The sequence below is a fragment of the Maribellus mangrovi genome, assembly GCF_037646455.1.
In the GTDB taxonomy this organism is placed as follows: domain Bacteria; phylum Bacteroidota; class Bacteroidia; order Bacteroidales; family Prolixibacteraceae; genus Draconibacterium; species Draconibacterium mangrovi_A.
Genome location: NZ_JBBIXN010000004.1, coordinates 461,021 through 487,092, shown reverse-complemented (window position 1 = coordinate 487,092; position 26,072 = coordinate 461,021). Strand labels below are relative to the sequence as shown.

General features: G+C 37.0%; 24 protein-coding genes. 6 read left to right on the top strand and 18 right to left on the bottom strand.

The features are described 5' to 3' along the window. Window positions 1-347: 347 nt before the first annotated feature. The 5 genes from WFY05_RS17515 to WFY05_RS17495 all read right to left on the bottom strand — a co-directional run bounded on the left by WFY05_RS17515 (window position 348) and on the right by WFY05_RS17495 (window position 4,484). Window positions 348-1,097, bottom strand: coding sequence for a LytR/AlgR family response regulator transcription factor (locus WFY05_RS17515; protein WP_340114209.1), 750 nt, complete (start codon window positions 1,095-1,097; stop codon window positions 348-350). Between the two features lie 2 nt (window positions 1,098-1,099). After that, window positions 1,100-1,975 (bottom strand): sensor histidine kinase, encoded by an 876-nt coding sequence (locus WFY05_RS17510; protein WP_340114208.1) that lies wholly within the window; start codon window positions 1,973-1,975, stop codon window positions 1,100-1,102. A 161-nt stretch (window positions 1,976-2,136) separates the two neighbouring features. Continuing rightward, a complete protein-coding gene (locus tag WFY05_RS17505) occupies window positions 2,137-2,970 on the bottom strand; it encodes a hypothetical protein (RefSeq protein ID WP_340114207.1) in 834 nt (277 codons plus the stop codon). Window positions 2,971-3,146: 176 nt separating this feature from the next. Continuing rightward, complete coding sequence (locus WFY05_RS17500; RefSeq protein WP_340114206.1) at window positions 3,147-3,860, bottom strand: LytR/AlgR family response regulator transcription factor; 714 nt, start codon at window positions 3,858-3,860, stop codon at window positions 3,147-3,149. A 6-nt stretch (window positions 3,861-3,866) separates the two neighbouring features. Continuing rightward, window positions 3,867-4,484, bottom strand: a complete 618-nt coding sequence (locus WFY05_RS17495; protein ID WP_340114205.1) for a sensor histidine kinase — start codon at window positions 4,482-4,484, stop codon at window positions 3,867-3,869. A gap of 649 nt (window positions 4,485-5,133) precedes the next feature. On the opposite strand from WFY05_RS17495, the gene WFY05_RS17490 reads away from it, so the two are divergent. The 3 genes from WFY05_RS17490 to WFY05_RS17480 all read left to right on the top strand — a co-directional run bounded on the left by WFY05_RS17490 (window position 5,134) and on the right by WFY05_RS17480 (window position 7,955). After that, entirely contained in the window at window positions 5,134-5,481 is a 348-nt protein-coding gene (locus WFY05_RS17490) for a hypothetical protein (RefSeq protein ID WP_340114204.1), read from the top strand. 2 nt (window positions 5,482-5,483) lie between these two features. After that, the gene (locus tag WFY05_RS17485; protein ID WP_340114203.1) at window positions 5,484-6,845 is read left to right on the top strand and encodes a serine hydrolase; all 1,362 of its coding nucleotides are present in this window, start codon (window positions 5,484-5,486) and stop codon (window positions 6,843-6,845) included. A gap of 255 nt (window positions 6,846-7,100) precedes the next feature. Beyond that, entirely contained in the window at window positions 7,101-7,955 is an 855-nt protein-coding gene (locus WFY05_RS17480) for an IS91 family transposase (RefSeq protein ID WP_340114202.1), read from the top strand. 282 nt (window positions 7,956-8,237) lie between these two features. On the opposite strand, the gene WFY05_RS17475 is transcribed toward WFY05_RS17480, so the two are convergent. The 7 genes from WFY05_RS17475 to WFY05_RS17445 all read right to left on the bottom strand — a co-directional run bounded on the left by WFY05_RS17475 (window position 8,238) and on the right by WFY05_RS17445 (window position 15,480). Continuing rightward, window positions 8,238-8,798 carry a hypothetical protein gene (locus WFY05_RS17475; protein ID WP_340114201.1) on the bottom strand — a complete coding sequence of 187 codons (561 nt, stop codon included), beginning with the start codon at window positions 8,796-8,798 and terminating at the stop codon, window positions 8,238-8,240. 185 nt (window positions 8,799-8,983) lie between these two features. Then, window positions 8,984-11,350 carry an arylsulfatase gene (locus tag WFY05_RS17470; protein ID WP_340114200.1) on the bottom strand — a complete coding sequence of 789 codons (2,367 nt, stop codon included), beginning with the start codon at window positions 11,348-11,350 and terminating at the stop codon, window positions 8,984-8,986. 288 nt (window positions 11,351-11,638) lie between these two features. Next, a complete protein-coding gene (locus WFY05_RS17465) occupies window positions 11,639-12,277 on the bottom strand; it encodes a hypothetical protein (RefSeq protein ID WP_340114199.1) in 639 nt (212 codons plus the stop codon). Between the two features lie 197 nt (window positions 12,278-12,474). Further along, window positions 12,475-13,482 (bottom strand): alpha/beta fold hydrolase, encoded by a 1,008-nt coding sequence (locus WFY05_RS17460; protein WP_340114198.1) that lies wholly within the window; start codon window positions 13,480-13,482, stop codon window positions 12,475-12,477. Window positions 13,483-13,584: 102 nt separating this feature from the next. After that, on the bottom strand, window positions 13,585-14,052 hold the full coding sequence (locus tag WFY05_RS17455) for a hypothetical protein (protein ID WP_340114197.1): 468 nt from the start codon (window positions 14,050-14,052) through the stop codon (window positions 13,585-13,587). 224 nt (window positions 14,053-14,276) lie between these two features. Next, window positions 14,277-14,795: a DUF4943 family protein gene (locus tag WFY05_RS17450; RefSeq protein WP_340114196.1), complete on the bottom strand. Its 519-nt coding sequence runs from the start codon at window positions 14,793-14,795 to the stop codon at window positions 14,277-14,279. A 232-nt stretch (window positions 14,796-15,027) separates the two neighbouring features. Beyond that, the gene (locus WFY05_RS17445) at window positions 15,028-15,480 is read right to left on the bottom strand and encodes a hypothetical protein (protein WP_340114195.1); all 453 of its coding nucleotides are present in this window, start codon (window positions 15,478-15,480) and stop codon (window positions 15,028-15,030) included. Window positions 15,481-15,600: 120 nt separating this feature from the next. Here WFY05_RS17445 and WFY05_RS17440 point away from each other — a divergent pair, with 120 nt between their 5' ends. The 3 genes from WFY05_RS17440 to WFY05_RS17430 all read left to right on the top strand — a co-directional run bounded on the left by WFY05_RS17440 (window position 15,601) and on the right by WFY05_RS17430 (window position 16,833). Then, window positions 15,601-16,104: a helix-turn-helix domain-containing protein gene (locus tag WFY05_RS17440; protein ID WP_340114194.1), complete on the top strand. Its 504-nt coding sequence runs from the start codon at window positions 15,601-15,603 to the stop codon at window positions 16,102-16,104. 72 nt (window positions 16,105-16,176) lie between these two features. Continuing rightward, complete coding sequence (locus WFY05_RS17435) at window positions 16,177-16,599, top strand: YopX family protein (RefSeq protein ID WP_340114193.1); 423 nt, start codon at window positions 16,177-16,179, stop codon at window positions 16,597-16,599. A gap of 30 nt (window positions 16,600-16,629) precedes the next feature. Then, window positions 16,630-16,833, top strand: a complete 204-nt coding sequence (locus tag WFY05_RS17430) for a hypothetical protein (protein ID WP_340114192.1) — start codon at window positions 16,630-16,632, stop codon at window positions 16,831-16,833. 131 nt (window positions 16,834-16,964) lie between these two features. Here the strand turns inward: WFY05_RS17430 and WFY05_RS17425 are convergent, their stop codons facing one another. From WFY05_RS17425 to WFY05_RS17400, 6 genes are all read right to left on the bottom strand, one after another. Beyond that, complete coding sequence (locus WFY05_RS17425) at window positions 16,965-18,956, bottom strand: DUF6242 domain-containing protein (protein ID WP_321373059.1); 1,992 nt, start codon at window positions 18,954-18,956, stop codon at window positions 16,965-16,967. Window positions 18,957-19,113: 157 nt separating this feature from the next. After that, on the bottom strand, window positions 19,114-20,277 hold the full coding sequence (xerA, locus tag WFY05_RS17420) for a site-specific tyrosine recombinase/integron integrase (RefSeq protein WP_340114191.1): 1,164 nt from the start codon (window positions 20,275-20,277) through the stop codon (window positions 19,114-19,116). Window positions 20,278-21,307: 1,030 nt separating this feature from the next. Next, window positions 21,308-22,621, bottom strand: a complete 1,314-nt coding sequence (locus WFY05_RS17415; RefSeq protein WP_340114190.1) for a Gfo/Idh/MocA family protein — start codon at window positions 22,619-22,621, stop codon at window positions 21,308-21,310. Window positions 22,622-22,740: 119 nt separating this feature from the next. Then, the gene (locus WFY05_RS17410) at window positions 22,741-23,667 is read right to left on the bottom strand and encodes a DUF6807 domain-containing protein (protein ID WP_340114189.1); all 927 of its coding nucleotides are present in this window, start codon (window positions 23,665-23,667) and stop codon (window positions 22,741-22,743) included. Beyond that, complete coding sequence (locus WFY05_RS17405; RefSeq protein WP_340114188.1) at window positions 23,657-24,598, bottom strand: FAD:protein FMN transferase; 942 nt, start codon at window positions 24,596-24,598, stop codon at window positions 23,657-23,659. The genes WFY05_RS17410 and WFY05_RS17405 overlap by 11 nt, the downstream gene beginning before the upstream one ends. Window positions 24,599-24,727: 129 nt before the next feature. Further along, complete coding sequence (locus WFY05_RS17400) at window positions 24,728-26,071, bottom strand: Gfo/Idh/MocA family oxidoreductase (RefSeq protein WP_340114187.1); 1,344 nt, start codon at window positions 26,069-26,071, stop codon at window positions 24,728-24,730. Between the last annotated feature and the right edge of the window lies 1 nt (window position 26,072).

Sequence of the window (26,072 nt, the reverse complement as noted above, 5' to 3'; positions counted from 1 at the left end):
TTTAAATAACGAAAAAGAAGATTGTTTCTTTATTAATTATTGCTACCTTTTTGTGATTTTATTATTTTCTACTTGCTCTCAGGAGCTATTATATTTACCAAAATAAAAATCAATTAAACAAAGAAATAACTCCAAATTTTTCAACTTTTGGAAAGTGCTTTAAACGCGCCATTATGCCACACAACGGATGTTGTGTGCTGCCCTTATTATCAATCTCTAAAATTAATTCTTTTTTATCAATGTACTAATCTAACCGTGCGGAAGGGCTTGAATACTCTTTGCTAAGCTTTGATTTTTGCGTTTGGCTTGTGTGGCTTGGCAATTTGTATTCAAGCGAAGGGAAGGAATCATCTATCAATCCATTCTTTAAAATCCGAAACACGTTCTCTACTTACAATTATATCTTCTTTTTCAGTACAGACTTTTAGTACAATTTTTAATCTATTCGATGAATAGGCAATAATATCCTGGATTGCCGAATAGTTAATTATAAAATTCCTGTTAATCCTAAAGAATGATTTTGAATCAATCAGTTGCTCGATTTTATCAAGGGAATAATCAATGGGATAATTTTTTCCATTATATGCATGAATAAAATTACATCTCTCATTGATGTAAAAACAATTAATCATTGATGTCTGTAACGACTTGTAATGTTCCCCAATTTTAATCAAGAATCTTTCTTTTGTTTTAGGTTGTAACTGAGTAATAATTGACTCAAACCTTGAATAATCGTTTTGTTTATAATGCACGTTGAATTTATCTATTGCATTTTTAAGTTCATCCGAATCAATCGGTTTTAACAGGTAGTCAATACTATTAACTTTGAATGCTTTTAATGTATAATCATCATAAGCGGTTGTGAAAATTATGGGGGTATGAATCGGCTTGCTTTCAAATATTTCAAAACAAATTCCGTCTTCAAGTTGAATATCCATGAATATCAAGTCAGGTCTTGGATTGTGCAAAAACCAATTTATAGAGTCTTCTACCGATTTTAAAACATCCATAATCTCAATGTCTGGGTTTATTTCCCCTAACAATCTTAATAACTTATGTGCAGCAGGTTTTTCGTCCTCTATTATTAACACTTTCATCTCTACGGCTTAATAATGGGTAGTTTTACAATAAATTGGTTGTTATCTTCCTCATATATCAAATCTTTGTCAAGAATAAGTTTTACTCTTTCTTTTAAGTTCAACAAGCCTGTTTTTGATTTACTTACTAAAATATTTTTTCTTAGAATATTATTAGAAACCACAATTTTATCATTATTTCTTTCTATACTGATTTTCAACGGTACTTTTTCTGACCTCGAATTATGTTTTAGGGCATTTTCAACCAAAATCTGTAAAGATACAGGTACAACTTTAAATTCATCTGCATTATGACATTCTATTTCCAACAAAATCTTATCATTGTCACGAACTTTCTGAATTTCAAAATACTGCTTTACAAATTCAATTTCTTTGTTTAGAGTCACTAAATCAATTTCTTCATTTTCCAAAATGTATCTGTATATCCCTGACAACTTTTGAATGTATTTGTCAGCTATTTTAGCATCTTCATATACTATTTCCGAAAGCGTATTCAGGCTGTTAAATAAGAAATGGGGATTAACCTGAGATTTTAGATTTTGGTATTTATATTTCAAGTTTTCTTCTCGCAATTTTTGCTCCCGTTCTATCGCTTTTCGCCAAATAATGTAAAAAAGGAAAGCTGAGCCGATTAAAATCCAAATTGAAAACTGTTTGATAGCACTAGAGAGTTCCACTTGAAATAAATGTTTTAGGAAACCTGTAGTATCTAATCCTTTTATAAGATAAAAAGAGTATACTCCAATACTAATAAGAGATAGAGAAATTGATAAAGCAATTATGACAAAAAGAGTGTATGACGGTAAAATACTCTTTTTTAATTGCATTGAAGTTTTACTTGTAGATTTATGGTAAGAATTATGGGCAATGCCACCCACAATTATAATATTCAGAAAAATAATAGTTCCGTATATTATTGTTTCAACCTTTAAAGGATTTCCTGTTTGTGCCCATTTGAAGAGCAAAGAGTATATAACACTAAATATTAATGCAGATACAAAAGCTATTTTCTTTTTTTTTTCATAGCATCAATAATCTTTTAATTTTCTTTTTCGAAAACAATTTCTCTCTGCATATTAATTAATTTACCATCAGTAAATTGAGGAGATTTAAGTTTTATTATAATATCTTCAACCATTTTGGCATATTCAAACTGTTTGTCGACCAATGAAATCCATATTTCGCCCCAATACAAAGACCTTCCTTGAAAAGCGTACCCTGGCACATCCATTGAAACAGGATTAAAAAATGATTCATAATTAATTATTGCACAAATTTCACCGTTCATTTTTGTAATTCCTGACCAAACGAATTTAGCATATTGTGATTTAAAAGTAATTCCATTTTCTACTTTTAGTGAAAATGTATCTAAAGTTTCAGGGTAAAATGGCGTACAAAAAGTAAGACTATCAAAAAATATTTCGTTTATCCCATGCATTTGAATTGCATCCAATATAAACCATGATGCAATTTCTTTAAGATTTGGAGGAATATCAGTATAATATTTCTCCGATGCAAAAGAGAAGAAATTTGGTTTATACTCAAAATCATCAAAAGCCTCAAGCCTGTTTCCGTTTTCTAATTTCTGTTTGAAATTATTAATATTAAACAGAAATACATCCGACCATTTAACTAAACCCGAGTCTAATCCACATGAATACTTTGCTTTAATGGCACTGCAAGTTATTTTGGATCCACTTATAGGGTCAATATTTTTCCATTTTAAGTTAACATCATATTCTTGAATTTTAGAATCCTCTTGTTTAATCTCACATGGGTTAATCTTAAAATATTTGTCAACATGCTTGTCCTGTGCAAACAAGCTTTCTGCAAATAAAAATAATGCTAAACTTAAATAAATAAATGTTCTCATCCTTTTAAATTTTATTGATTAATAATTGTCAAAGTAACAGGATGGAAAACTCATTCATAAATTTTTGTTGCAGAGTCGGTAAATTATCGTTTTAAATTGTAACTATCTATATTTAAGTCGTGCGATAGCAAAAAAAGCATGTGTTTGGCAGCGAAGGGATGGTGTGTGTCGACATTCTAATTTTGAATTTTCATTAATTCTATAAACTCTTTTCGATAGATTTTTCCAATCGGTAAAGTTTTTCCCTCAATTTTCACTTGATGAACCTCATAGGATTTTATATGTTGTATAGCTACAATATATGATTTGTGAATTCTTACAAACAGTTTTGCTGGCAATAAATCTAAAACATCTCCTAAACTTTTATAGGTAACAATTTTTTCATTATTCGTATGAATAGTTGCATAATTACCAAGCCCTTCAATATAAATGATATCGTCAATATTAACCTGATGTATTTCAGAGCCACTTTTAATCAGAATTTTTGTGTCAACCGAACTGCTTTTTACTATTTGAGTTTTCGATTTTTCATGCTTCAGTTTCTTTAATTCTTGAGCTTTAATAACTGATTTTAAGAACCGCTCAAATTCAAAAGGTTTTAATAAATAATCTACTGCATCTAATTCATAACTTTCAATAGCGTACTCAGAGTATGCGGTTGTAAAAATAATCATCGGGCTATTTTTCAATACTTTAACCAATTCAGTGCCAAAAATACCTGGCATATTGATATCCAAAAATATTAAATCAATATTATGTTTCATTAAATAGTCAATTGCCTCAATTGGGTCTCGAAATGTGGTTGCCAAATTAAGGAAATCGATTTTGCCCACATACTTTTCAATAATTTCAAGAGCTCTTGGCTCATCATCTATTGCAATACAGTACATATCTGGTTATAAACTTTTTATAGTCAGTTCTACAAGGTGTTTTTCACTCGTCGGATTAATACTCAAGCTATAATCTGTTCCATAAATCAAATCAAGTCTTTTTTTTACGTTATCTAAACCTAATTTAGAATTGTCCTCATTTTTTTTAATCTGATGAATTGTATTTTCAACTTTAAATAATAGTTTGTTTTTATCGACTGCTAACATAATGTCAATCTTAGATGGCTTTTTATAGTCAATTCCATGTTTAAAAGCGTTTTCAATAAAATTAATCAATAAAAACGGTGGTAAATTAAATATATTGGTATTTCCAATAGTATTAAAGGAAATGTTAATATCATCTGATTCTAAAAAGCGTAATTTTTGCATTTCGATATAGCTTTTTAAATATTCAATCTCTTCGTTGAGTTTAACAATAGTTTTATCCGATGTATCAAGCATGAATCGCATCATAGTTGAAAGTTTTGATAAACCTGAGGCAGTTTCTTCGTCATCATTTTTTATAGCAATCGAGTACAAATTATTTAAAGAATTGAATAGGAAATGAGGGCTGATTTGTGATTTTAAGAAGTTTAGTTCCAGTTTAAGGTTTTCTTCGGTAAGTTTTCTTTTTATTACTTCCATTTTTAACCAGTCCCGAATAATTGAATATAAAACAGACACTAGGATAAAAAACAGATTTAGAAAGCTTGTAAATAGTAATTCTCCAACTTGTAAGGTTATTACATTGTCTTTCGTTCTAAAAACTGCATATAAATAGTCAAAACTGTTTTCTATGACACTGAAAATAATAACTAGAACAATTATCCAAAGAGAATACACAATTATATTTATCTTTTTCGATTTGTATCGTGGGAATAAATAGAAAAAGTTAAAATAGAACAGTATTATATTAATAAAGGTTCCGAACAATACCGGTAAATCCATTAAATCGCCTTGGAGATAATGAAAGGACATTGCATTAAAATGGATTAACAAAATGGTGAATGAAATCCAACAGAATGCATGAACCAGAATTTCAATACTATTAAGGGTTTTATATCTCATATTAAGGCTAAAATTACACAAACGACAGAATAAATAAGAAAACCTTATTCAACATACCAATAATTCTATGTAAACGGTATTCTATTCTATCTAAGAGGTACTAAATCAATAATAAATCAGCTTAAATAAAATCCTTGGTAGTTTAAATAAATTGTTTGCACACCAGTATTTTACATTGTTGATTTGTCCATGTTTCTATTTTATTAATCATTAAAATTTAAAAATCATGGATGACGGATTAGTAGCTTCAATAATCCTCGGTATTTGCTTCTGGGGTTTAATAGGCATTATAAAATCAATCTCTGAGCACAGGCTTATTAATAAGCTTATTGAAAAAAGCAAAGAAGAAATAAAACTCGACAGTTTAAACCTGCCAAAAACAATTGTTGGCGGCAATTTAAAATGGGGAATAGTAATTTTATTAAGTGGCATTGGATTGGTATTAATACATTATTTGAAATTAAGTTCAGAAAGTCCCTTGCCCTATGGAATTGAATCTATTTTTATCGCAGTAGGTTTTATTCTACTTTTTGTTATCGAAAAATATTCAAACACCCAATCTAAAAAATCATAATTATGAAAAGGAATATCATTTTACCATTTTTGCTAATAGCATTTTTATGTTTTTGTCAGACAGCTACTTTGTCAGCTCAACACAGCGATATTCAGAAAAAGGTTGATGACTATATCAATGCTTACGTGCAAATGAAACAGTTTAGTGGTTCAATTCTTATCGCTAAAGATGGTCAAGTTTTGTCAAGTAAAGGTTATGGTAAATCGAGTTATCAATTTGATGTTGAAAATACGCCACAAACTAAATTCAGAATTGGTTCACTTACAAAGGGGTTTACGGCAGTCTGTATAATGCAATTAGTAGAACACAATAAATTAAGCCTTGATGATAAACTCATAAAATTCATCCCTGATTACCCAAGAGGTGATGATATTACAATTAAACATTTATTGACTTGTACATCGGGTATACCTAATCATACTGAATTTGAAGATTTCGATAATAATAGAAGAGTTTTTCACTTTACCATTTCAGAAACAATTGAAACATTTAAAAGCAAAAAATTAAAATTTAATCCGGGTGAAAAGTTTAAATACAGCAACTCAAATTACATATTATTAGGCTTAATCATCGAACAAATTAGTAATATGCCCTATGCTGACTATATTGAGGAAAATATTTTTGAACCATTAAAAATGGAGAATTCAGGATTTGAAAAACCTGAGAATGTAATCAATAATATGGCACAAGGATACTGTTTCAGAAACAATGAAATTGTGAACGCAAAATTCAGGAACATGTCAAATGCTTCTGCTTCAGGAGCTTTATATTCCACTGTTGAAGATTTATATATTTGGGATAGGGCTTTATACACAGAGAAACTTATTACGAAAAAATCACTTGAAACAATATTTACTCCATTTAAAGACAATTATGCCTTTGGTTGGGGAGTTGTTAATATTTTTAATCACAAGATGATAACTCATTCTGGAGAAATCGATGGTTTTACTTCCAATATCAGTCGCTTTACTGATGATGATATTTGCACTATCATTTTATCAAATTTTGAGCAAATACCAATCAGCCGAATAAACAAAGATTTAATTGCCATAGTATTTGGCGAAGATTATAAAATCCCAGAAGTTATAAATACTATAAAGCTCTCTGATGATATTATGCAGTCTTATGTAGGTGAATATGAACTTAAGCCTGGTTTTATTTTTACTGTTTCAGTCAACAATGGCAGCTTATTTTGTCAACCAACGGGTCAACCAAAATTAGAATTACTGCCAGTATCCGAATCAGAGTTTATCCTTAAAGAAGTCGAAGCTAAAATTTCGTTTTTGAAAAATTCAAGTCAAAAAGTCGAAAAATTAATCTTAAATCAAGGAGGGCATCAAATCCCTGCTTTAAGAGTCAATTAAGTTATTGGTTCAGAGCGATGGCAAATAAAGCAAGTGTGTTTCAGCGAAGGGATGGTCGTGGGACGGGCTGGAACACTCTTGCTTTGTGCGTTGGCTATCATGTTGTATTATCTTTTTATCGGTTTAATTTTCTAGTTGCACGTTGCTCCTCCGCTTGTGCCTAACGGTAAATGCAAGTGCTGTTCGTTTGCCACATTGTTTAAAGCAGCGCGTAATAAGTTAACAACTGTAAATTAGCCAAGTAACCAATAATGAATGGCATTTGCATATTGTGTTTACCCTGCCCCAGGAGTTGAACCCCCTGCCCTGTACCGGCCCAAACTGGTTTATTCGCTTCTTTTTGGTACAGCATGGCAGGTGGTAAAAGGTTTTGCCCGAAACCCTAAATTTATTGGCGGGGCGCCGGGGATGATCGCCATCCTGCATACCTGGGGACAAAACCTGAGCCTCCATCCGCACCTGCACTGTATTGTACCCGGTGGTGGAATTACCACCTCCGGTAAGTGGAAAGCAGCCAGGGGAAGAAATAAGTTCCTTTTCCCGGTAAAGGCAATGAGTAAAGTCTTCAGGGCAAAATATGTACGGGCATTACGACAGCAAGGTATTGAAGATGCAGAACTTTATAAGTCGCTGTTTTCAAAACCTTGGACAGTGTACTGCAAACAACCTTTTTTCGGGCCACAGCAGGTAGTGGAATACCTCGGAAGGTACACCCACAAAATAGCCATCAGTAACCACCGTATCCGCAGTATCGAAAACGGACGGGTGACTTTCCAGGCCAAGGATTACCGGCAGGGCGGAAAAAAATACCTGATGGGCTTAAGCGAAGACATGTTTATCCGGTGTTTTGCGCTGCACATACTGCCGCGTGGGTTTACCCGCATCCGCCATTACGGGATACTGAGCAGTACGCTGAAAAAAGTTTGTGTGGAATTGCTGCAACAGGAACTGGGCAAACCCGATCTGCCCGAACATACCGATGTACATTTACTCTGTCCGGTATGCCGAAAAGGGAAACTGGTGACCATCTGGCGTTTTCATCAGCGCGGACCACCACCGCTGGGGACTGCCATCCTAAACTTTTTGATATCCCTTGTGAAAAAGTCCTGATTACGGGACCTGGCGAAGCCTTGCCCAAAACAATAAAAAATGAGGATTAAAGTGGCTTAAAGTGATGCCTTAGCAGTGAAAAGTCCCGGTTAAAAGTAAAAATACCGGACCTGATGGATAGAAAAATAAAAGCCTTTAAACAATGTGGATCCTGAAAAGAATACACTCAAACATCGAAAAATCCATAATATACATCCCCTTTTCAAAGACCGGTTTCGTCAACACCCGGTTCAGGCTTGGCCGTGCCGACCGCCCGAACGCTTATTTGTTACCAACCGTAATTTATTCTATTTCATTTTTTATTTTCAAAGCAACAGAATTCAGAACATTAAAGTCATTCGTTTCTTGAAATTCTTTCAAACTTGGAATTTCATCTTTTATTTTTTCAAAGCACCTTGTAATTGCCTGGTCGAACGAATTTAATAACTCGATTTCTCTTTCTGTAAAAGCTTCATTTAGAATGGAGGAATCAATCTTGAAATAGTTATCCCATTCTTCGAATAATAGTTTTGTTATGTTTGATTCTGGTACACTTTTCTGAAAATTGATTTGCCTTTCTTTTGAAGCCCAAACATCAAGTATATCTAATACACCAAATTTTGTAGCTTGTAAAAAATCAGAATCTAAAACTCCTTCGCTTTCTGCTTTTATAGCCATTTCAGTTTTAATTTTTTTCATTCTTGAAAAGTAAAATGGCAAATACAAAGCATTTAAAGCAACGAGTAAGAAAATTTGGTTTGAATCTTTGTCGTACCTAATGGCAAACCAAATGCAATAAACTATGGAGGCAAATGCAATTAACCAGATAATTAAGAAAATGGGTTCAAAATAGCTCTCAATCATATTTAAATTTTTGCAGCGAGTTTATGGTTGGTAACGGTAAATTGTATGAGTAGTGGCAAATTGCGTGGTAATTTCCTGTCAAACCGCTACACAGTTTGAGCGGGCTAAAAACCTTGATATTTACCACATCGCCTGCCATTACTTATACAAAATGTTGGCAACTGGTGTCTATTCGTAAAAATTTTTTATTCTAAATACTTCGCCACAACCTTGTTTATTTTCCCGTTAAAAGTAAATGGAGCGCTGTTAAAATAGGCATCAGAAACCGGTGATCCTAAGTCCTGGCCGATATCAAATCCATCGTTATAGGAAATAGTTGATGCAATTGAACGAGGAACTTTTCCATTAGCTATCTCTTTCCCGTTTACTTTTATAGTAATATTCAAAGCTGAGGCCGGTCCGTTTTCCAGCTCCGACAAAAGTTGAATATTTACTTCACCTTCGGGAAGTTTTTCACTGGCAACAATCCTGGTGCGATCCATCAGAAAAAAACAATATTCATAGTTCAGATATCCATCTTTTATAAAAAAACTTACTCCACCTGGATAACCACCCACTGCACACAATACCCCATTCGCATCTTTTGGGACTGTAACATCAAAATCCATTTGGTTTGATGTGCTTCCAAATCGAGGCGAAGCAGCTTCGGGAATTCGTTTTATTGGCCCGGCGAAGTTCCATTCTGTCATTGGGCTAGCCGGAGCATCTTCGGGGTGCAAGGCTGCTGTTGACCAAAAAGTCCCGCCGATAGGCAATACATTGTTTCTGGCCGCCTCCACCAGGAAGGTACTCTTCATCTCATCAAGTTTATCCGGGTTACTTTTTGCCAGGTCATTGGCTTGCGACCAGTCTTCTTCTAAATTGTACAATTCCCAGGGTTCTTTCATCGGATCCCATTTATTGAAGTCTGGAAGACCTTGTACCCAAGGAGTTCGAACTCCAAATGCACAGGCAAACCAACCATCTTTATAGATACCTCGACTTGTGTGGATTTCAAAATACTGCGCTCCCTTTCTACCTTCGGCAGTTGGGTTGTTAAATGTATATTTCATACTAGTCCCGTCAAGCTCCATTTGTTCTGCCCCATTTACAACTCTCGGAGGGGTGATATTGAGTATATCATATATTGTTGGGACGATATCATTGACATGGTGAAACTGAGACCTGGGTACGTTATCATGTTTAATTACTTTAGGCCATCTAACTGCCATAGGTTGACGGGTACCACCAAAATAAGCTGCTACAAGCTTTGTTCCTTTGTAAGGAGAACTCCCCGCCCATGCCCATCCGGCATGCATCATATTTTCCACTTTACTCCCTCCCAATTCATCCAGACCACCGATTTTATTGAGTGCTTCAATTTGCTGTTTTGTAGTTGTTTTTACACCATTTTGTGCCAGCAACTCTGCAAGGGTACCTTGTTGCCCTTCCGACGAGGCGCCATTGTCTCCCCATATATAGAATACCAGGGTATTGTCCTCGTATCCTAAATTATCAAGTTCATCAATTACTTTACCTACTTGTGCATCCACATGCTCTGCATACCCTGCATACACTTCCATCAAACGCAGTTGGAATGCTCTTTCATCCTCCGGAATATCATCCCAGGCTTGCATTGTCGATGCACGTGGAGTTAGTTTTGCGTTTTCAGGTATCCATCCCAATTTTTTTGCCTTTTCATAAACACGCTTTCTGTACTCGTCCCAACCATCATCAAATTTCCCTTTGTATTTATCAGCCCATTCTTTTGTTACATGGTGGGGGCCGTGTACCGCACCACTCGACCAGTACATTAAAAAAGGCTTGTCGGGCTCTATTGCTTTGTGTTGACGCATCCAGTTGATAGCCTGGTCTGCCAAATCTTCACTCAAGTGATATCCTTTTTTGTGAAAGTGTTCCTCGGGAACCAATGTTGTATTCTCAAATAAGGTAGGTTCATATTGCGAAGCATCACCAGCCATAAATCCGTAGAAATATTCGAAGCCATAACCTGTAGGCCAGTGGTCGAAGGGACCGGCAGTACTTGATTCTTCTGGTGCAGTGTTGTGCCATTTCCCAAAAGCGGAGGTGGAATAGCCATAATTTTTTAGTACTTCTGCAACAGTTGCAGCACTTCTGGGGATCACTCCGGTATAACCATCCCAGTCATTTGCATATTCTGGAATCTGACCATTTCCTACGCGGTGGTGATTTCTCCCTGTCAGTAACGAAGCCCGGGTAGGGGAACACATAGCTGTAGAGTGGAATCGGTTGTAAGAAATCCCTTCTTCCGCAATTTTGCTTAAAGTAGGCGTGTTAAATTCACCACCATAAGTACCGGCTTGTCCAGGACCTACATCGTCAATTAATATGATGACAATGTTGGGAGCGTCCTCGGGGAGGCGATTAACCGTTTGTCTTTTTTGGTGAGTTGACTCGGATAGCGTTATTCCGGCCTTTGAAGCTGAAGGTGTTGGTGGAAATGGTAATATTTCCTGTCCAAACGTTTTGTTTGCAAAAGCAAGGGATATAAATACCACCAGAATAAAATAAGGAATGTTTTTGGTTTTCATAGTTGTTGGATTTAGAAGATCAATTTTCTATGTAATGTATGGTAATTTTTTATCACTTCATAATTACACATTAAATGTTATGAGCGTATTTCACTTGTTGCCAACGGTAATAATATGAGCAGTAGCGGACTTTAAAGCGGTTTCGTATCAAGTTGCTAAGTAGCCAAAGCTGCACCTTACCTAAATAGTCAAATCGGCAGATTTGGCGGGGCTGATTAGAACCACAAACGCCTGATTACCCACAGAAACCGCTATTGCTTATATTTAATGTTAGGTGCTGGTTTTTATTTAATTTAATTTCCTGTGAGCAATAAAATTAGGATGAGAATATTGAATCTTACCATTTTCATAAATGTTATTAGCAATCTCTAAAGCTTCAAATCCTGTTTCTACTTCCTTAACTCTAAAGTGCTGAGTTGAATATTTTGATTCTATTAATTCTAAATTTAATGTTTCGGCATAGTCTATAAATTCGGATTCAGATATTTTTTCGTTATCATTCTCAGTAAGAACTTCACTTAATAAAATCCAATAACTCATTGGGTCATCGTCTGCTAAATAAAATACAGGAGTTGCAGAATATATCTCTGAGTCTTTATTTAGGTCTAATAAATAGTTTTTAAAATCCGTGCAATCGCATTTATCATTTATTATTGCTTTAAACCTATCATAATTTCTTTCGGCATCAAAACTCCCAGTATTTATAAAAGAATATTTTTCTAAAATTGATTTTGCCTCTTCTCCATTAACTTCGGTTCGTTCAAACTCTATCCAAACCTCATATAATGAATGTTTGAAATAATTCTTCGTACCACCCGAATAATAGAAGTATTCATCTTCACATAATTGGGAATTCGAATTGCTTTCCTCTTTTTCGCAAGAAGCGAATAATGATAGTCCGATAAATAGTAAAATAATTTTTTTCATTGTTTTTCTCAGTAAGATGATTTCATCGGTTTATTGGTTGCGTTAAACTTGCACCTAACGGTGGTGGTATGAGGTCGTGGCGGTTAGACGAGAGTCTGACCAGTCCGACCGAAACTGAGGTTGGGACGAGATTCGACTTGTCGAATCCGCACAAACCCAGCCATGCATTATACCACGTGTTAGGTACAGTTTTTATTTCAATTTTTCTCCTTTAAAAAGTTAGTGACAGTTTCAACAAATAATTCTTCCTCGTCAATAAAAACCATGTGGTGGCTATTCTCAAATAGTTTGAATTCTTTTGGCCCTGCATAGTTTTCAAATTCCTTTTTAACAATATACCACGGCACACTTGTATCTTCTTTTCCAGTCAGGCAAAGTAGAGGTGTGTATATATTTTTTATAGAATCAGTCAAATCAATATTAAGAATTTCATCTTTTAAAAGTGACTCTATATGTTTTTGTTCCTTTAACCATTCTGGAAATTTATTTTCGTAATTAACAGCATCATTTATCTTTTTGAATTCAAGATTACGATTCCAGCCTCCATTGGCTTTAGACATCCACTTGACTAGTATGGCTGATTCTTCTTCAGACAAATTCAAAGAGTTGTTTTGTAAAACTTTTAGTTCATCTATTGCCTGTTGGTTATTTGTATTTAAAGCCCATTGTAAAATCATTTCGATTCTTCCTTTTAACATTTTACTAGAATTGAGCGGTGTGCAAACTGCTACAAATTTGTCAACTTCGCCCTCATAGTCTAACAAATACATATAGGAAATGAGACCGCCCCAAGAATGACCCATTAGAAAGATTTTCTGTCCTTGAAAACGGTTCTTCAAGTAACTAACAACATAATGGATGTCTTGAACATAGTTTGAAACTGTGTGTGCGTTATCTGCTACTCTTTCGGATTTCATTATCCCTCTTTGGTGTAAATAAACAACAATGAAATCTTTCTCCAATTGATAACCTGAGTATGCCTTAAATATTGGTATACCGAGTGGACTACCAGGACCACCATGGAGATATAATAATATTGGCGTAGATTTATCAACACCCCTTATATTTGCAAAAAGTTTAGTGTCTTTTGTTTTGATGAATACATCTTCGTTTATTGCATTTGCTGAATCTTTACTGGCTGTACAAGACGCAGTTGAAATTGCAATTAATAGAGTAAAAACCAATATTATATTTTGTAATTTCATTCTTGTTAGATTCCTTTTTTAAAATTGTACCTAACGGTCACTTGCAAGTTGTCGTTGCACCGCAATGCAATTTGCAACTTGTTAACGCCTGACTTTTATTTTTTAGTCCGCCCGAATAGCAGAAGAACTGTCTATTTCTAAAAATACTCCTCGACTACATGCACCATTTGTTGGCAAATCATGTCCAACGATTGTTCCGCTTACTCTTAATTTAACATGTTCTCCTACACTATTCTCCCTAATAAAATCGCTTATTTTGTCAAATACAGATTTTGTATCTCCCAAAATTGTTATTTCAGTATTAATACTTCCAACTTCAGGAGCATCATAAAATATAAATGTGTCTCCAGTAAGATTATAACCAAGTTTAGATATTCTATAATAACCAATAACAGTTACAGATTCACCTTCATGATTTAAAGGTTCGCTGCAAGGAAGTTTCCCATCTGTCTCACAATATGTTTTTAGTTCATTTACTGTTAATTCAAGGTCTGGATATTCATATTCGTTTTTGTCACACGAGTAGAACAATAAGATTGTAATTACAAATAGTTTGGCAAGATTTTTCATGATTTTGGTATTTTATTGATTTTCATACAATATGATGGTTTTTAGCTTATAATGGTTGCCCTTTTAAGTTTGGCGTTAACGGTTGGTACATGTTGTCGGGGCGGATTTCGGAGAGCGTTCCTGTCCGAAGGACACGGAACTGCGATGCGAGAATCCGCAGTTGGCGTACCACCAAACCCCGCCCTGCAATATGTACCTTGTTATGCCCTGGCTTTTAGATTTCATTAATGCCATCTGTATTCAGTCTCTGCTAAAGGGTCAATATTTTTGAAATCATTGAAGTTCTTATTTTTATTTTCTCCCCACCAGTCATAATATGCTGACGAAATAATTGCTTGAATTTCAACTCCAGATTTTAAATCAAACGGTCCTTCTCTTTGTTGTACAATCGGATTTTGAGATGGAAATCTGCCAATTAAATATTCACTGTCAATTGCGACTGCACGAATTGATTCAATTGTCCATAAAACATACATGCCTAAAGAACACTCAGGCATCCCAAGAGATGAAATTCCGTTATGTGGAAAATCTGTTATTATTTGAGTTTCATTTCTATATTCAAGAAGTGCGGAGATATCTTTAGAAGTAAATGCAGGTAAATCGAGTGATTCATATTCACCGTTTTTTAGTTGCTCTACGTATTTTTCAACGTCTAAGTTTTTTAAATCTTCTGATTCATTTTTCTTACACCCTAACATACTTATTAAGGAAACACAAAAGATTAGAATTTTCAAGGTTTTCATTGTTCGGTATTTTATTGATTTATATTTACTTGACGGTTTTCTGTTCAAATTGGTTGCGTTTTAAGCTTGGGCATAACGCTCCGGCTATGCGCAGTGCGGGATTGAAAAGCCAAAACTTTCAACCTTGCACAAACGGTAGCCAAAGCTGCGTTTTGTGTTTTTAAATTTATTCAACAAAAACGTCAAAGCGGAGCTTTGGCGGGCTAATAGAACCAACCTTTCGATTATCTCTTCAACCCGCATTGCGTATAGGTTTTGTTAGGTGCATGTTCTTTTTTCTTTTCATTCTTCTTATTAGTTGTCCGATACCGAAAACTATTAATAGATACGGTGAGTAGAAAACAAATGACATAATTGCTTTTAAAGGCCAACCAACCCCTAAATATCCGATTTCAAGTTGCTTTACTTTTTCAAGGTTTTCAGATTCAACATTTGCAAATCTTTCAGTGTCATTCATTGCATTTAAGTCATATCCGTAATGTCTCATTAAAAATTGGTCAGAATAGTCCGCCCACCAAGCAAAAGTCCACATAATTCCTGCGGTCAAAATCAGTCCTAATGCTAGGTATGCGATAAAGTCAAACTTTAGTCGATACCATTTTTTAATTGCAATGAAAAGAATAATCGGAACTGCAATTAGTCCGAGTAAAAGAATGAATGATATTACAGATGTTAATGTCTCCAATGTTATTCTATGTCGTCAGCTTTTTTTTGAATTGCACCTAACGGTGAATGTTTGTGTTGGCTGTTGCCTCAATTTACCACTGACTTAGAAACGAGAATAAAACTTTTAAATACCATAGCGATGGCAAGAATGTTACAAGACGAAACAACTGATTTTGATAAGATTGACAATAAGGAAATTATCAGAAAAGCACAAAGGTTATTTATACTTGAACGTGCAAAAGCATGGATGGAAATAAAATCGCTGGAAAGTGAGTTTAAAACCAACATGGTGACGATTGCGACAATACAAAGTAGAAATGATGAATTAAAATCTGCCATAACAAAAAGGCTTGATTGGATTCAGAACGAAGCAGAAAGAATTGACAACTTAATGTATGAAAACAATCTTGGTGAGTTTAGCGATGGAAATCCCGTTGAATCGAGTTCAAACAGCTTACATAAACATATTGTTATGCCCCGTTATTTCAAAGAGCGTAGGCGTAAATTAAATATGAGTATGCAAGATGTTACTGATAAAACAAAAATAAGCAAAGCAACTATAAGCCGAATTGAGCGCGGGGGCGATGCCTTCTTTAAAACTGTTATGCAACTGAATAAATTCTATTCCGATAATGGGGCATAACGGTTGGTGTTTGTGGCGTTGCCTCACGGACTTTTATTAAATGAAATAACGTAATAAATTAATTTTTTAGAGATGGCATTAAGAAAATTTAGATTTAGAGCATGGGACAGCTTGCGTAATGCGATGGACTATGATTTTACAACAACTGAAACAAACGGAGATAAATACTTCGTTGATATACAAAACGGGGAATTAACCGTTGGTGATATTGATGAACATAATGATTACTACGAACTTGTTTTAATGCAATTTACTGGATTACCAGACAAGAAAGGCGTTGAAATATGGGAAAGTGATATTGTTAAAATACCTGAACATTATGACGGTGATATGCTAATACCGGAAGTATTTTGCGAAGTGATGTTTGAAGATGGGATGTTTTGCGCTAAAGGAAATGGACAATATGATTGGTATTCTATTGATGAAGTGCAAATTGATAATTACGAAATAGAAGTTGTTGGTAATATTTATGAAACGCCAAACATCTTATCATAGGTGGGTCGGCAAAATTAATTTATGGGAATTATGCAGAAAATTAAATTAAATGAAACGCAGCAATGCCATAAACACTTTGTTAGCGCGTCGTTGCTTGAAGGAAACTGGAACTTTGTTCAAGACTTCAAGAAATCAGAACAATACGACAGGTTAATAAATGTTAGAGGTGTTACAGAAGAATCCGTGATTATGACCGTAAATGCTGTTTATGATTTTATCCGCAATGCGCGCTAACGGTCACTTGTAAGTTGTCGTTGCGGATTTCGGAGCTCGTTCCTGTCCGGCAGGACGGAACGATGTTGCGAGAATCCAGCTTACAACACACCACGAACCCCGCAATGCAATTTACAATTTGTTATAGCCAGTTATTTTATTTTCAATATTTTAGAAATATAAATTTCGTTTTTAAGTGATTTAATTTTAATAATATAAAGTCCAGCTGGAATATTTTTGATATTTAATTTGTTTTCATTAATCTCGGAAGCATAAATTACAGTTCCAGTAATATCAATAAATTCAATTGTTTCTCCAATATCATTTTGTGGTAATTTAAAATAAATCAAGTCTGTTGTTGGATTTGGGTAGGCTATAAAATTTTCAACTTCTTCTACAGGTATGTCAGGTAGTTGCAAATCTGAAATATCTTGTTTCCAAACTCCATAATTATTTGTTCCAAAATAAAGTATGTTTGCATCAAGTAATAATGCTCCACTCCAATAGTAGTTCGGCAACTTGGGTAATCCTTGATTAATATTCGACCATGTTTTACCTTGATTATTTGAAGCATAAACGCTGTCGGGTGTACATAAAAAGAAATAATTTTCGTTTGAAGTAAAGTCGTTTATACTCGTGGATAACCCGGGACTATTTTTCGGTAATCCTTTTCCACTATACTCCCATGTTTTACTATTGTTTTCTAATCGGAATAAATATGAAAATTCTAATGCAGCGAACAAAACCCCTTGACATTCTCCAAGTTTATAAACTCGCTCATTTGGTAATCCATCATTGATAAATTCCCAGTTCAATCCAAAATCTGAAGTTTTTATAATTTCCCGGTTTCCGCAAGCTGCAATGTAAATCTCATTTCCTACAAAAAGTGCATCATCATAATTGTTACAAACCAATCCAGAAGGGGGGCTAATATTCTTCCATGTTGTACCTTTATCTTCTGATAAAAAAACATATACATTTCCAACTGCAATAACTTTGTTTCCACTGGCTTTTAATTTGAATGTTGTATGGTCGTATATTAAATCGGTTTTGTTTTGCCAGGAACTTCCGTTATCTGAAGTAATATAGGTCAGGTTCTTTTGTGGTACATATTCAGGACTGTTAGCAACAAAAAGCAAGGTGTTGTCTAAGTCTACAATATTCCAAACAATTCCCATTGAAATTGATTCAGTAGAGTTGCCCCAGCTTAAACCTTTATTTTTTGTTATCGAGACATTATTAAAATCAATTGCTGCAATGCATGAATCGTTTTTTTCTAAGTCAAGAATATGGGAACAAATAATATGTCGGGACACGTTTTGCCAGTTCGTAATATCTCTGAATACGCCATCCTCGTTGGCTAAAAAGAATTGATTCTTATGTTTTGTGATGCTTGATGTTGACAAACTTTTTAAACCAGTATTTTTTGCTGTCCAATCAATCCCATTGTTGTTTGAAACATAAATTCCTTCAAGCTTTGTTAATGCAAAAATTGAATCATTAATAGCAATTAATTTATTTATTCTGTCATCAGATGAAAATGTATTCGATAATTGCCAAGTTGTTCCGTTATTAACAGATTTGTAGATTTTATTTTCTTTTGCAATAAACACAATGCTATCCTTACAAAGTATTGCATTCACTTTTATATTGTCCAAATTATTGTTAACGACCGACCAATTAAGATTCGTTTTAAGAGTTCTGTAAATTCCCTCTTTTGTTCCTGCAAAAATATATTGTTCGTTCCCGTCTATCGCAAATAAATCATAGGTATAAAAAATACCTGACGTTTCGTAGTATATTTCACTGGGAAGACCATCATTAAATTTGTTCCAATTTTTACCATTATTAGAATAGTAAAATCCTCCATCTTCCAACGCAGCATAAATATTTTGGTCATCCGTATAAAAACCAGAAGTTTTACCTTTTTTATATAAAGAATAACTTTCTATCCAATCTTCATTGATTTGTAAAACCTTCCGAATACTTTCTCCTCCAAGATAAAGTTCATTTTTAAAAATTGTGTGCGTGTTAAAATTTGCAGGATTTACCGGAGACCAAGAATCTCCTTCGTCTGTTGAAATGAAAGTTCCGCAAGGAGCAGAAGCAATTAATGCTGAATCATAGGATGCAATGTCAGACATACTGATATTTGTAATAGGACCTTCAGTTTGTTGCCATTGACAAAATGAATTAATCGAGATTAGTAGAAAAAATATGATTGAGGTTATTCTCATTTCTTTTTTATAATTGGCTATAACGTATGTGCATGTTGCAATGCAATATATATCTTATTAGCTATCACTGCTGTAAATTGCTGTTATTGTTTGTTTTATCCTCAAAAATACGGTCTAACGGACTTTTTATTTTGTGCAGAGCACTTTTACTTACGTGGGTGTAAACCTCTGTGGTTTTTGTCGATTCATGGCCCAACAAATTTTGTATATAGCGCATATCAACTCCTTGCTCCAATAAATGCGTGGCAAACGAATGCCGCAACATATGAGGGGTTACCCTTTTATTTAATCCTGCTATGGCCACTGCCTTGCTTAGCAGCTTCGAAATACTCGATGAATTGTATTGCTTTCTTTCAGGGCTTTCAAACATCCAGTATTTGGGCCGGTACTGCATCAGATACTTTTGCAGTAAACATGCATTGGCATCCGAAAGTATAGTTATCCGGTCTTTTTTACCTTTTGCGCCTCGAATAAAAATAATTCCTTTGTCAAAATCCACATCTTCTTTTCGCAGCTTTATTATCTCGCTCCGGCGTAACCCGGCCGAATAGATGGTAGCCAATATGGTTTTATGTTTCAGATTGGTACTTGCATCAAGAATTTGCATTATTTCCGGTTCCGACACTACCTTCGGCAACTCCAGGCTTTTCCTCGGGCGTTCAATATCATAATACTGCCCGGGCATTCCCAGCACTTTCTCGTAATAGAATTTTATGGCGTTAATCCGTTGATTCTGTTGCGACGGAGAGATCTTTTGCTTTTTAATCAGTTGAAGAATATATGCGTTAATTTCATTTTTAGTAAGCTCATCAATATCCCTCTCGCTGAAATAATAGACGAAATCTTTAATATAGGCCACATACGACTTTATGGTGCTGGCACTGTAGCGTTTCTGTTCAAGCTTTTCGAGGTATCCTTCCGGAAGTTTAGTACTTGTTCGGTAGCTATATTGTACTGGTTTTGCAGCTTCTTTCTCCGGTGCTTCACTTTTATCCTTTTTCAGATCGTCGTAATTTATATAAGCATAGTGCCTGAATGTTTCGAAAAAATAATGCAAATCGAAATCGTCCTGTACTACATACCAGCACTTCCTGGTAGCACTCCAACGCACCGGGAAGAGCGCTTTCAACCTGTTTATAATTGTTTGCTTATATATAAACCGAACAAAAACAACCTGCTGTTGGCGGTGTTCTCCTTTTTCAAGATTTATTTGCGGGCGCGTATTCAACGGTTTAAAACTTTTGGTGCATTAAATATAAAAATAAAAGCAAAAAGCAGGGAGCTTTCGGGCAATTATCTTATCCGGCTCGCTTAAAACGAGCCCGTTGGTGTAAAAAGAGTCGTTTGGCTCACTTTTTTCGAGCATAACCTCACTTTATTTGAGAACATCCTTACTTTTTCGGAGCTAAAATCTGCAAGACTTTTTTATTTCACGCAGATGACGCTGAATATCGCTGATTTTCTTTTACCTGTTGAGGTGAAAAATTTTCTGCGCAAATCTGCGCTATCAGCGAGACACAATTTTTTACCTGCGGAAATAAGAAAGGATTCGCGCGGGAGCAAAGCATTACACCAACTTCATTCCTGCTCAATCATAAAAAAAAGGAATTTTCTTTATTTTATCCCTCTCTGAGCCATAAAGGATGACAGCTCCACTCAACGGGCTACCCTTTATACATATCTTTTTATAGTAATGCCGTTACATTTCGTCCGGGAGAACCAATTAGCTTCGATCATTTTCTTTCGCCGGACGATTCAAATCACATTCTCGTTACCCGGGGCGACGTAATTCGTTGAATTACTTGCCCCGGGTTATTGTATTAAGCACTTTCAGCGCTTATTTTTTGCTAAAACCCAACAGGAACTTTGTTATCGGGCTGAAAGTCCGTAATAATTTAGCCCCGGGCAAACGAACCGCCGGATGGCGGAAAGTGTCGCCCGGGGTTAACAAAAAGCATTAATAGAAGGCGCAAATGCGAAAGCTGACTGAAAATAAAACCTGTCATGCGCCGCATCCTGCAACCTTTATTCAGAAATTGATCTCAAATTAAATGTCACAAACCCAATCAATCAAAATTATTGCCGGCAAAAACAAATCACGCAGATTGCAGAAAGGATTCGCGCGGGAGCGAATGTTATTGGAAAAGACAAAAAAAGAAGGATCCGATCGGTGTTGCTTCAAACGCATACAGATCGGATCCTTTTACCGCTGCCGCAAAGGCATGCAATTTATTTCATCAAAAAAAAACGGAACAGCATTACACTTTGGGCTGTGGCCAGTCGGGATTGTAGTTTAATTTTATTAAATCGTTTGCTGTAGCTTCATTAAACGACTTGCTTTGGTCGTTCCAGTGAATTCGCTGCCCTACCCGGTACGCAATATTTCCCATTTCGGACACAATGGCCGTTTTTGCTCCCACTTCGACCGGTGCGTTAACATCGCCGCCTTTTCTGATGCAATCAAGGAAATTCACCACGTGTTCGTTCAATCCGTCACCATAAGCTTCCTGAGACCTCGCTTCGAAGAACGGTCCTTTTAATGCGTTGCTGTGATCGGGAATCAGTTCGTAGCCTCCGCGCGAAACTACCAAAGTCCCTTTCTGTCCTACATATGCCACACCATGACTCCGCTGATACGGCCCGATTCCGGGATTCAATCCCGATTCCCAGATCATCGTATGATTTGGGTACGCATAAATCGCCTGCTGAATATCGGGAGTTTCAATAGCGCCTTTTTTATGGTAATAGATACCACCTCCGGGCGATATCGATTCCGGCATTCCGGCATCCATGGCGTATAGTGCAAAATCGAGCAGGTGAACGCCCCAGTCAGTCATGGCGCCTCCTGCGTAATCCCACCACCAGCGGAAATTATAGTGAAATCGGTTGAGGTTAAATGGGCGTTTTGGTGCCGGCCCCAGCCACATATCATAATCCACATAATCGGGTGCCGTTTCGTCGGGCATCACAGGATATGGAGTATCATAGCCTTTATAGATCCAGGCTTTTACCAGGTGTACATCGCCCAATTCGCCCGATTTTACAATTTCCGAAGCTTCGAACCAGTGTTTCGAACTACGTTGCCACATGCCCACCTGTACTTTTAAATCGGGATATTTCTGCTGCGCAGCCACCATGGCATTGCATTCTTCAATGCTGTGCCCCATGGGTTTTTCCACGTACACATGTTTTCCGGCTTCCAGGGCATCCATCATCATATGGGCATGCCAGTGGTCGGGCGTTCCGATAATCACCACATCTACATCCGGATTTTCAAGCACCCGGCGGTAATCACCAAAAGTAAGCGGACGTGTCCCTGTTTCTTTTTCGAGTTGAGCAGCCCTTGAATCAAGAATCTTACTATCAACGTCGCACAAAGCCACACAGTTTACATTGTTACCTTCACGCAAAAAACTTTGCAGGTCATTAAATCCCATCGAGCGGCATCCAAGAAGTGCCACATTAACTGTTTCGCCTGGCGAAGCGCAGGCATTTAAAATTGCGGGAGCCACTCCCACTGCAGTGGTTGCAATGGCTGTATTCCTTATAAATTTTCTTCTGTTGGTATTCATGATACTATTTTGAATCAGGTTGAACTATCAGGTTGTTGGTAAAATATATCGGATAAAAAGTGCGAACTGTAAAATTATAAAAGTCGCTCGGCTTGTCAAAAACAGACAAGCTTTAATCGTTATTGCCACGAGGAAATTAAACGCTCAATTTTGCGCGCATTTAATTTTCCTGAATACACGAACAAAGTATATTTCAGGATCAACGGATCCTCGGTGCTGATATCAACGGGTTCGCTGCCCGGCCACACCGCATTTTGCATGCTGTTTTTAGCTCTTAGTATCCACGACTGCGGATAACCGGGATTGTCGGGATGATCGGCAATGACGATCCCGCCACTTTTATCGTTATCGATTTTACCGGAAATGTTGATGTAGCCCTTCGAGGAAACCGGAGTATTCAAGGGTTCCACAATCCCGTCAGGACCGCTGAACGAAACATCATCGGGCAATACCATTCGTACCGAAAAACCTCCGTAACCTTTATCATCAGCCGAACCACCCAACTGAACGCCTTTTACCAGGGCTTTTAAATTGATCTGAAAATCGATACGTCTAATTTTCCCCTCGATCGGCCATATCTCCATGGTGGTGTACTCGTTAATAAACGGTTCCGGTTTACCCATCACTTTCCAGTGATCGGACAACCAGTTCACTTCGTTCTTCAGGAGAATGTTGCCATCTTTTCGCTTCATCAATTCAAACTCCACAATCTCCTGACTATAATGTTCCATCAGCCACTGATCAGCTACATTCTTACCATCTATAAGAATCTGATGCCAGGCCCAGAATATTCCTCGCTGGTGCGGATGATCTGCGGGCTCATCTTCAGTCAGCACACCGCCTCTTATACCATACAAAGGATGTATGTAGTTGCAACGGGTGCAATAGCCTCCCATATTCTGACGTGCGGTGCGGTAGAGCAACACATCCGAGCCATTTTCCGTGATCACGATTCCCTCATCTACTTTTTTCATCGAAAGCTGTGCACTCAACGATGTAAAAGCAATAAGAAATAAGACAAGAAGAATGGACTTTTTATGATTCATAACCGGACCCTCCTTCTATTATGGTCTGTTTTGTTTTGATGTCATCGTCCAGGTATTCTGCTTCAAAAATTTCTACCTGCTCCAGTTGATCGGCAATGATCGCTTTATCATTTTCAGGTAAGATCAACCAGATGTGTGCGATAAACGCGGCCATTAAAGCTGAGTTGGCTTTTACCGAAACAGTCTTCCGGCCTTCAACGCAGTAGCCCAATTCGGGACTTACCACCTTCCTGTCCTGTATTTTTCCGGTTTCAAAGTTGAGATAAACCGTGCCTGCACTTACTATACACTGGTTGTTCAGTTCGAACACATGAAGAAATTCATTGGGATTTTCCAGGTTACGAATGCCCATCGGCCAGTCATCACCCTCGGGATGTTTTCCAAGTGCCAGCACTGCTTCTTCCTCCATACTTACAATGCCACTTAATGTTTCCTCCTGTATCAGTTCTTCTTTCAGCACGTCGAGCGCATAGGCTTTCTCAAGTACTGTAAAATCAAATTCCATTCCCGGTTTTAGGAACATCATCCTTTTCAGCTCGGGCTCGAATTTAACATTATCCAGACCACATTTTTTTTGTGTTTCCTCAAGCTCCAATTCTGTCGGATCTTCGTTGGATTCCCAGAGTTGGATTAAGGGAGCCATCGTTACATCGAGCGCGCCATTGCTCATATCGAAAAAATCCATGCTGAAGTTCAGCATATCGGTAAAATCTTCACTAAGTGTTAACCATTCGTTCTCACTGGCCTGATTGATTTGCCAAATTTCGGCCACCTCCTCCGACCGACTTATGGCCAGTTCGATCTGGGAAACGCTTTTTTTTATGTTTTGAAGAAGATCTTTGGCGTGTTCGGCATCTATATCAGGAAAAACGACATCGCACTGTGCTCCAAAGGCAATAAAAGAATCACTAAAAATCTGTTTCCCCGACATAGGTTTGACGCTTATTGGTTATATCGGCATAAAATTACAAAAGTAGCTGAGAATACCTAAAACTGCCGCTACAAACAAAGAAAGGATCCTCCAAAGAAGATCCTTTCTTTAGAAGTACTTTGAAGCATTTTATATTTTTGGCGTCCAGTTCGGATCGTATTCGCGGCCCCACAATTTCATGGCATCACGATCATACATCACGCCGGTTTTATTATCAATGTCGAATCCATGACCGATGCGGTAAGCGACATTCGCATAGTGCACCATGGTCTGACTTATTGCACCAACATCGATCGGACTGCGCAAACTGTCTTTTCCGCGAATGGTTTCGAACCAGTTCACAACATGCGCAGTTGATGCATCACCCCCACCTCCGAGTGCTGTTCCGGCTTCATTTGAGCCTGAATCAAATTCCTTCACAATTTTACCTGCACGATCGTAAACAATGTACCTGCCACGATCCACAAATACGGTTCCTTCGCTTCCAAAGATCAGGGTACCACGACCACCCAAACCGTAGGTATTCTGACCACTACGGCTTCGTCCATCCCATTTAATGACTTTATCACCCGGAAACTTAAAGGTAGCATCCATGGTGTCGTACATTTCCCAGCCGTCATCAAAGAAATGGCGCTTAGCAGCTTCCACATAAACGCTGTCTGGCAATTCAACCTGAAGCGCCCAGCGTGCAATATCGAGTTCGTGCGTGGCATTGTTCCCGGTTTCTCCGGTTCCGTAATTCCAGCCATACCAGTGCCAGTTGTAATCCCAGGTTTCCGAAGTATAATCGCGATGGATCGCCGGCCCTTGCCAGATTTCCCAGTCCAGGCCGGTTGGTACCGCCGCTTTTTTCTGCACCGGAACTTCACCACGGGTATTAATGTAAAAAGCCACCGCACGATAAGGCACTCCGATTATTCCGTTGTGAATTTCCTTAATGATCTCGATGGAATGATTCGAAGAACGCTGCTGGTTCCCCATTTGTACCACTTTGTTGTATTTGTTGGCCGCCTTAACAATCAATTCGTTTTCGTACATATTATGACTGCAGGGTTTTTCTACATAGACATGTTTGCCGGCCTGCATCGACATTATTGCTCCCGGAGTATGCCAGTGGTCGGGCGTAGCATTAAAAATGGCATCCACCTCCTTGTCTTCAAGTACGTTCCGGAAATCATTCTCGAGCTTTGGCTTGTAATCCAGCACTCTTGAGAAACGCTCGGCAGCCCGTGTACGCTGGTGTTCCATTACATCGCACAAGTAGCGCAATTCAACATTGCTCTCTTTGCGTGCAATCGGTGCAGTATATGCTCCTAGTCGGCGTCCCAGTCCCATAATCGCAACGTTTAGTTTATCGTTCGCACCAATAATCCTGTTGTAGCTTTTGGCCGACATTCCCATTGCCGCACCGCCAACAGCAACACCTGCCGTTCCTGCTGATAATTTCCTTAAAAAATCTCTTCGGTTTGTCATA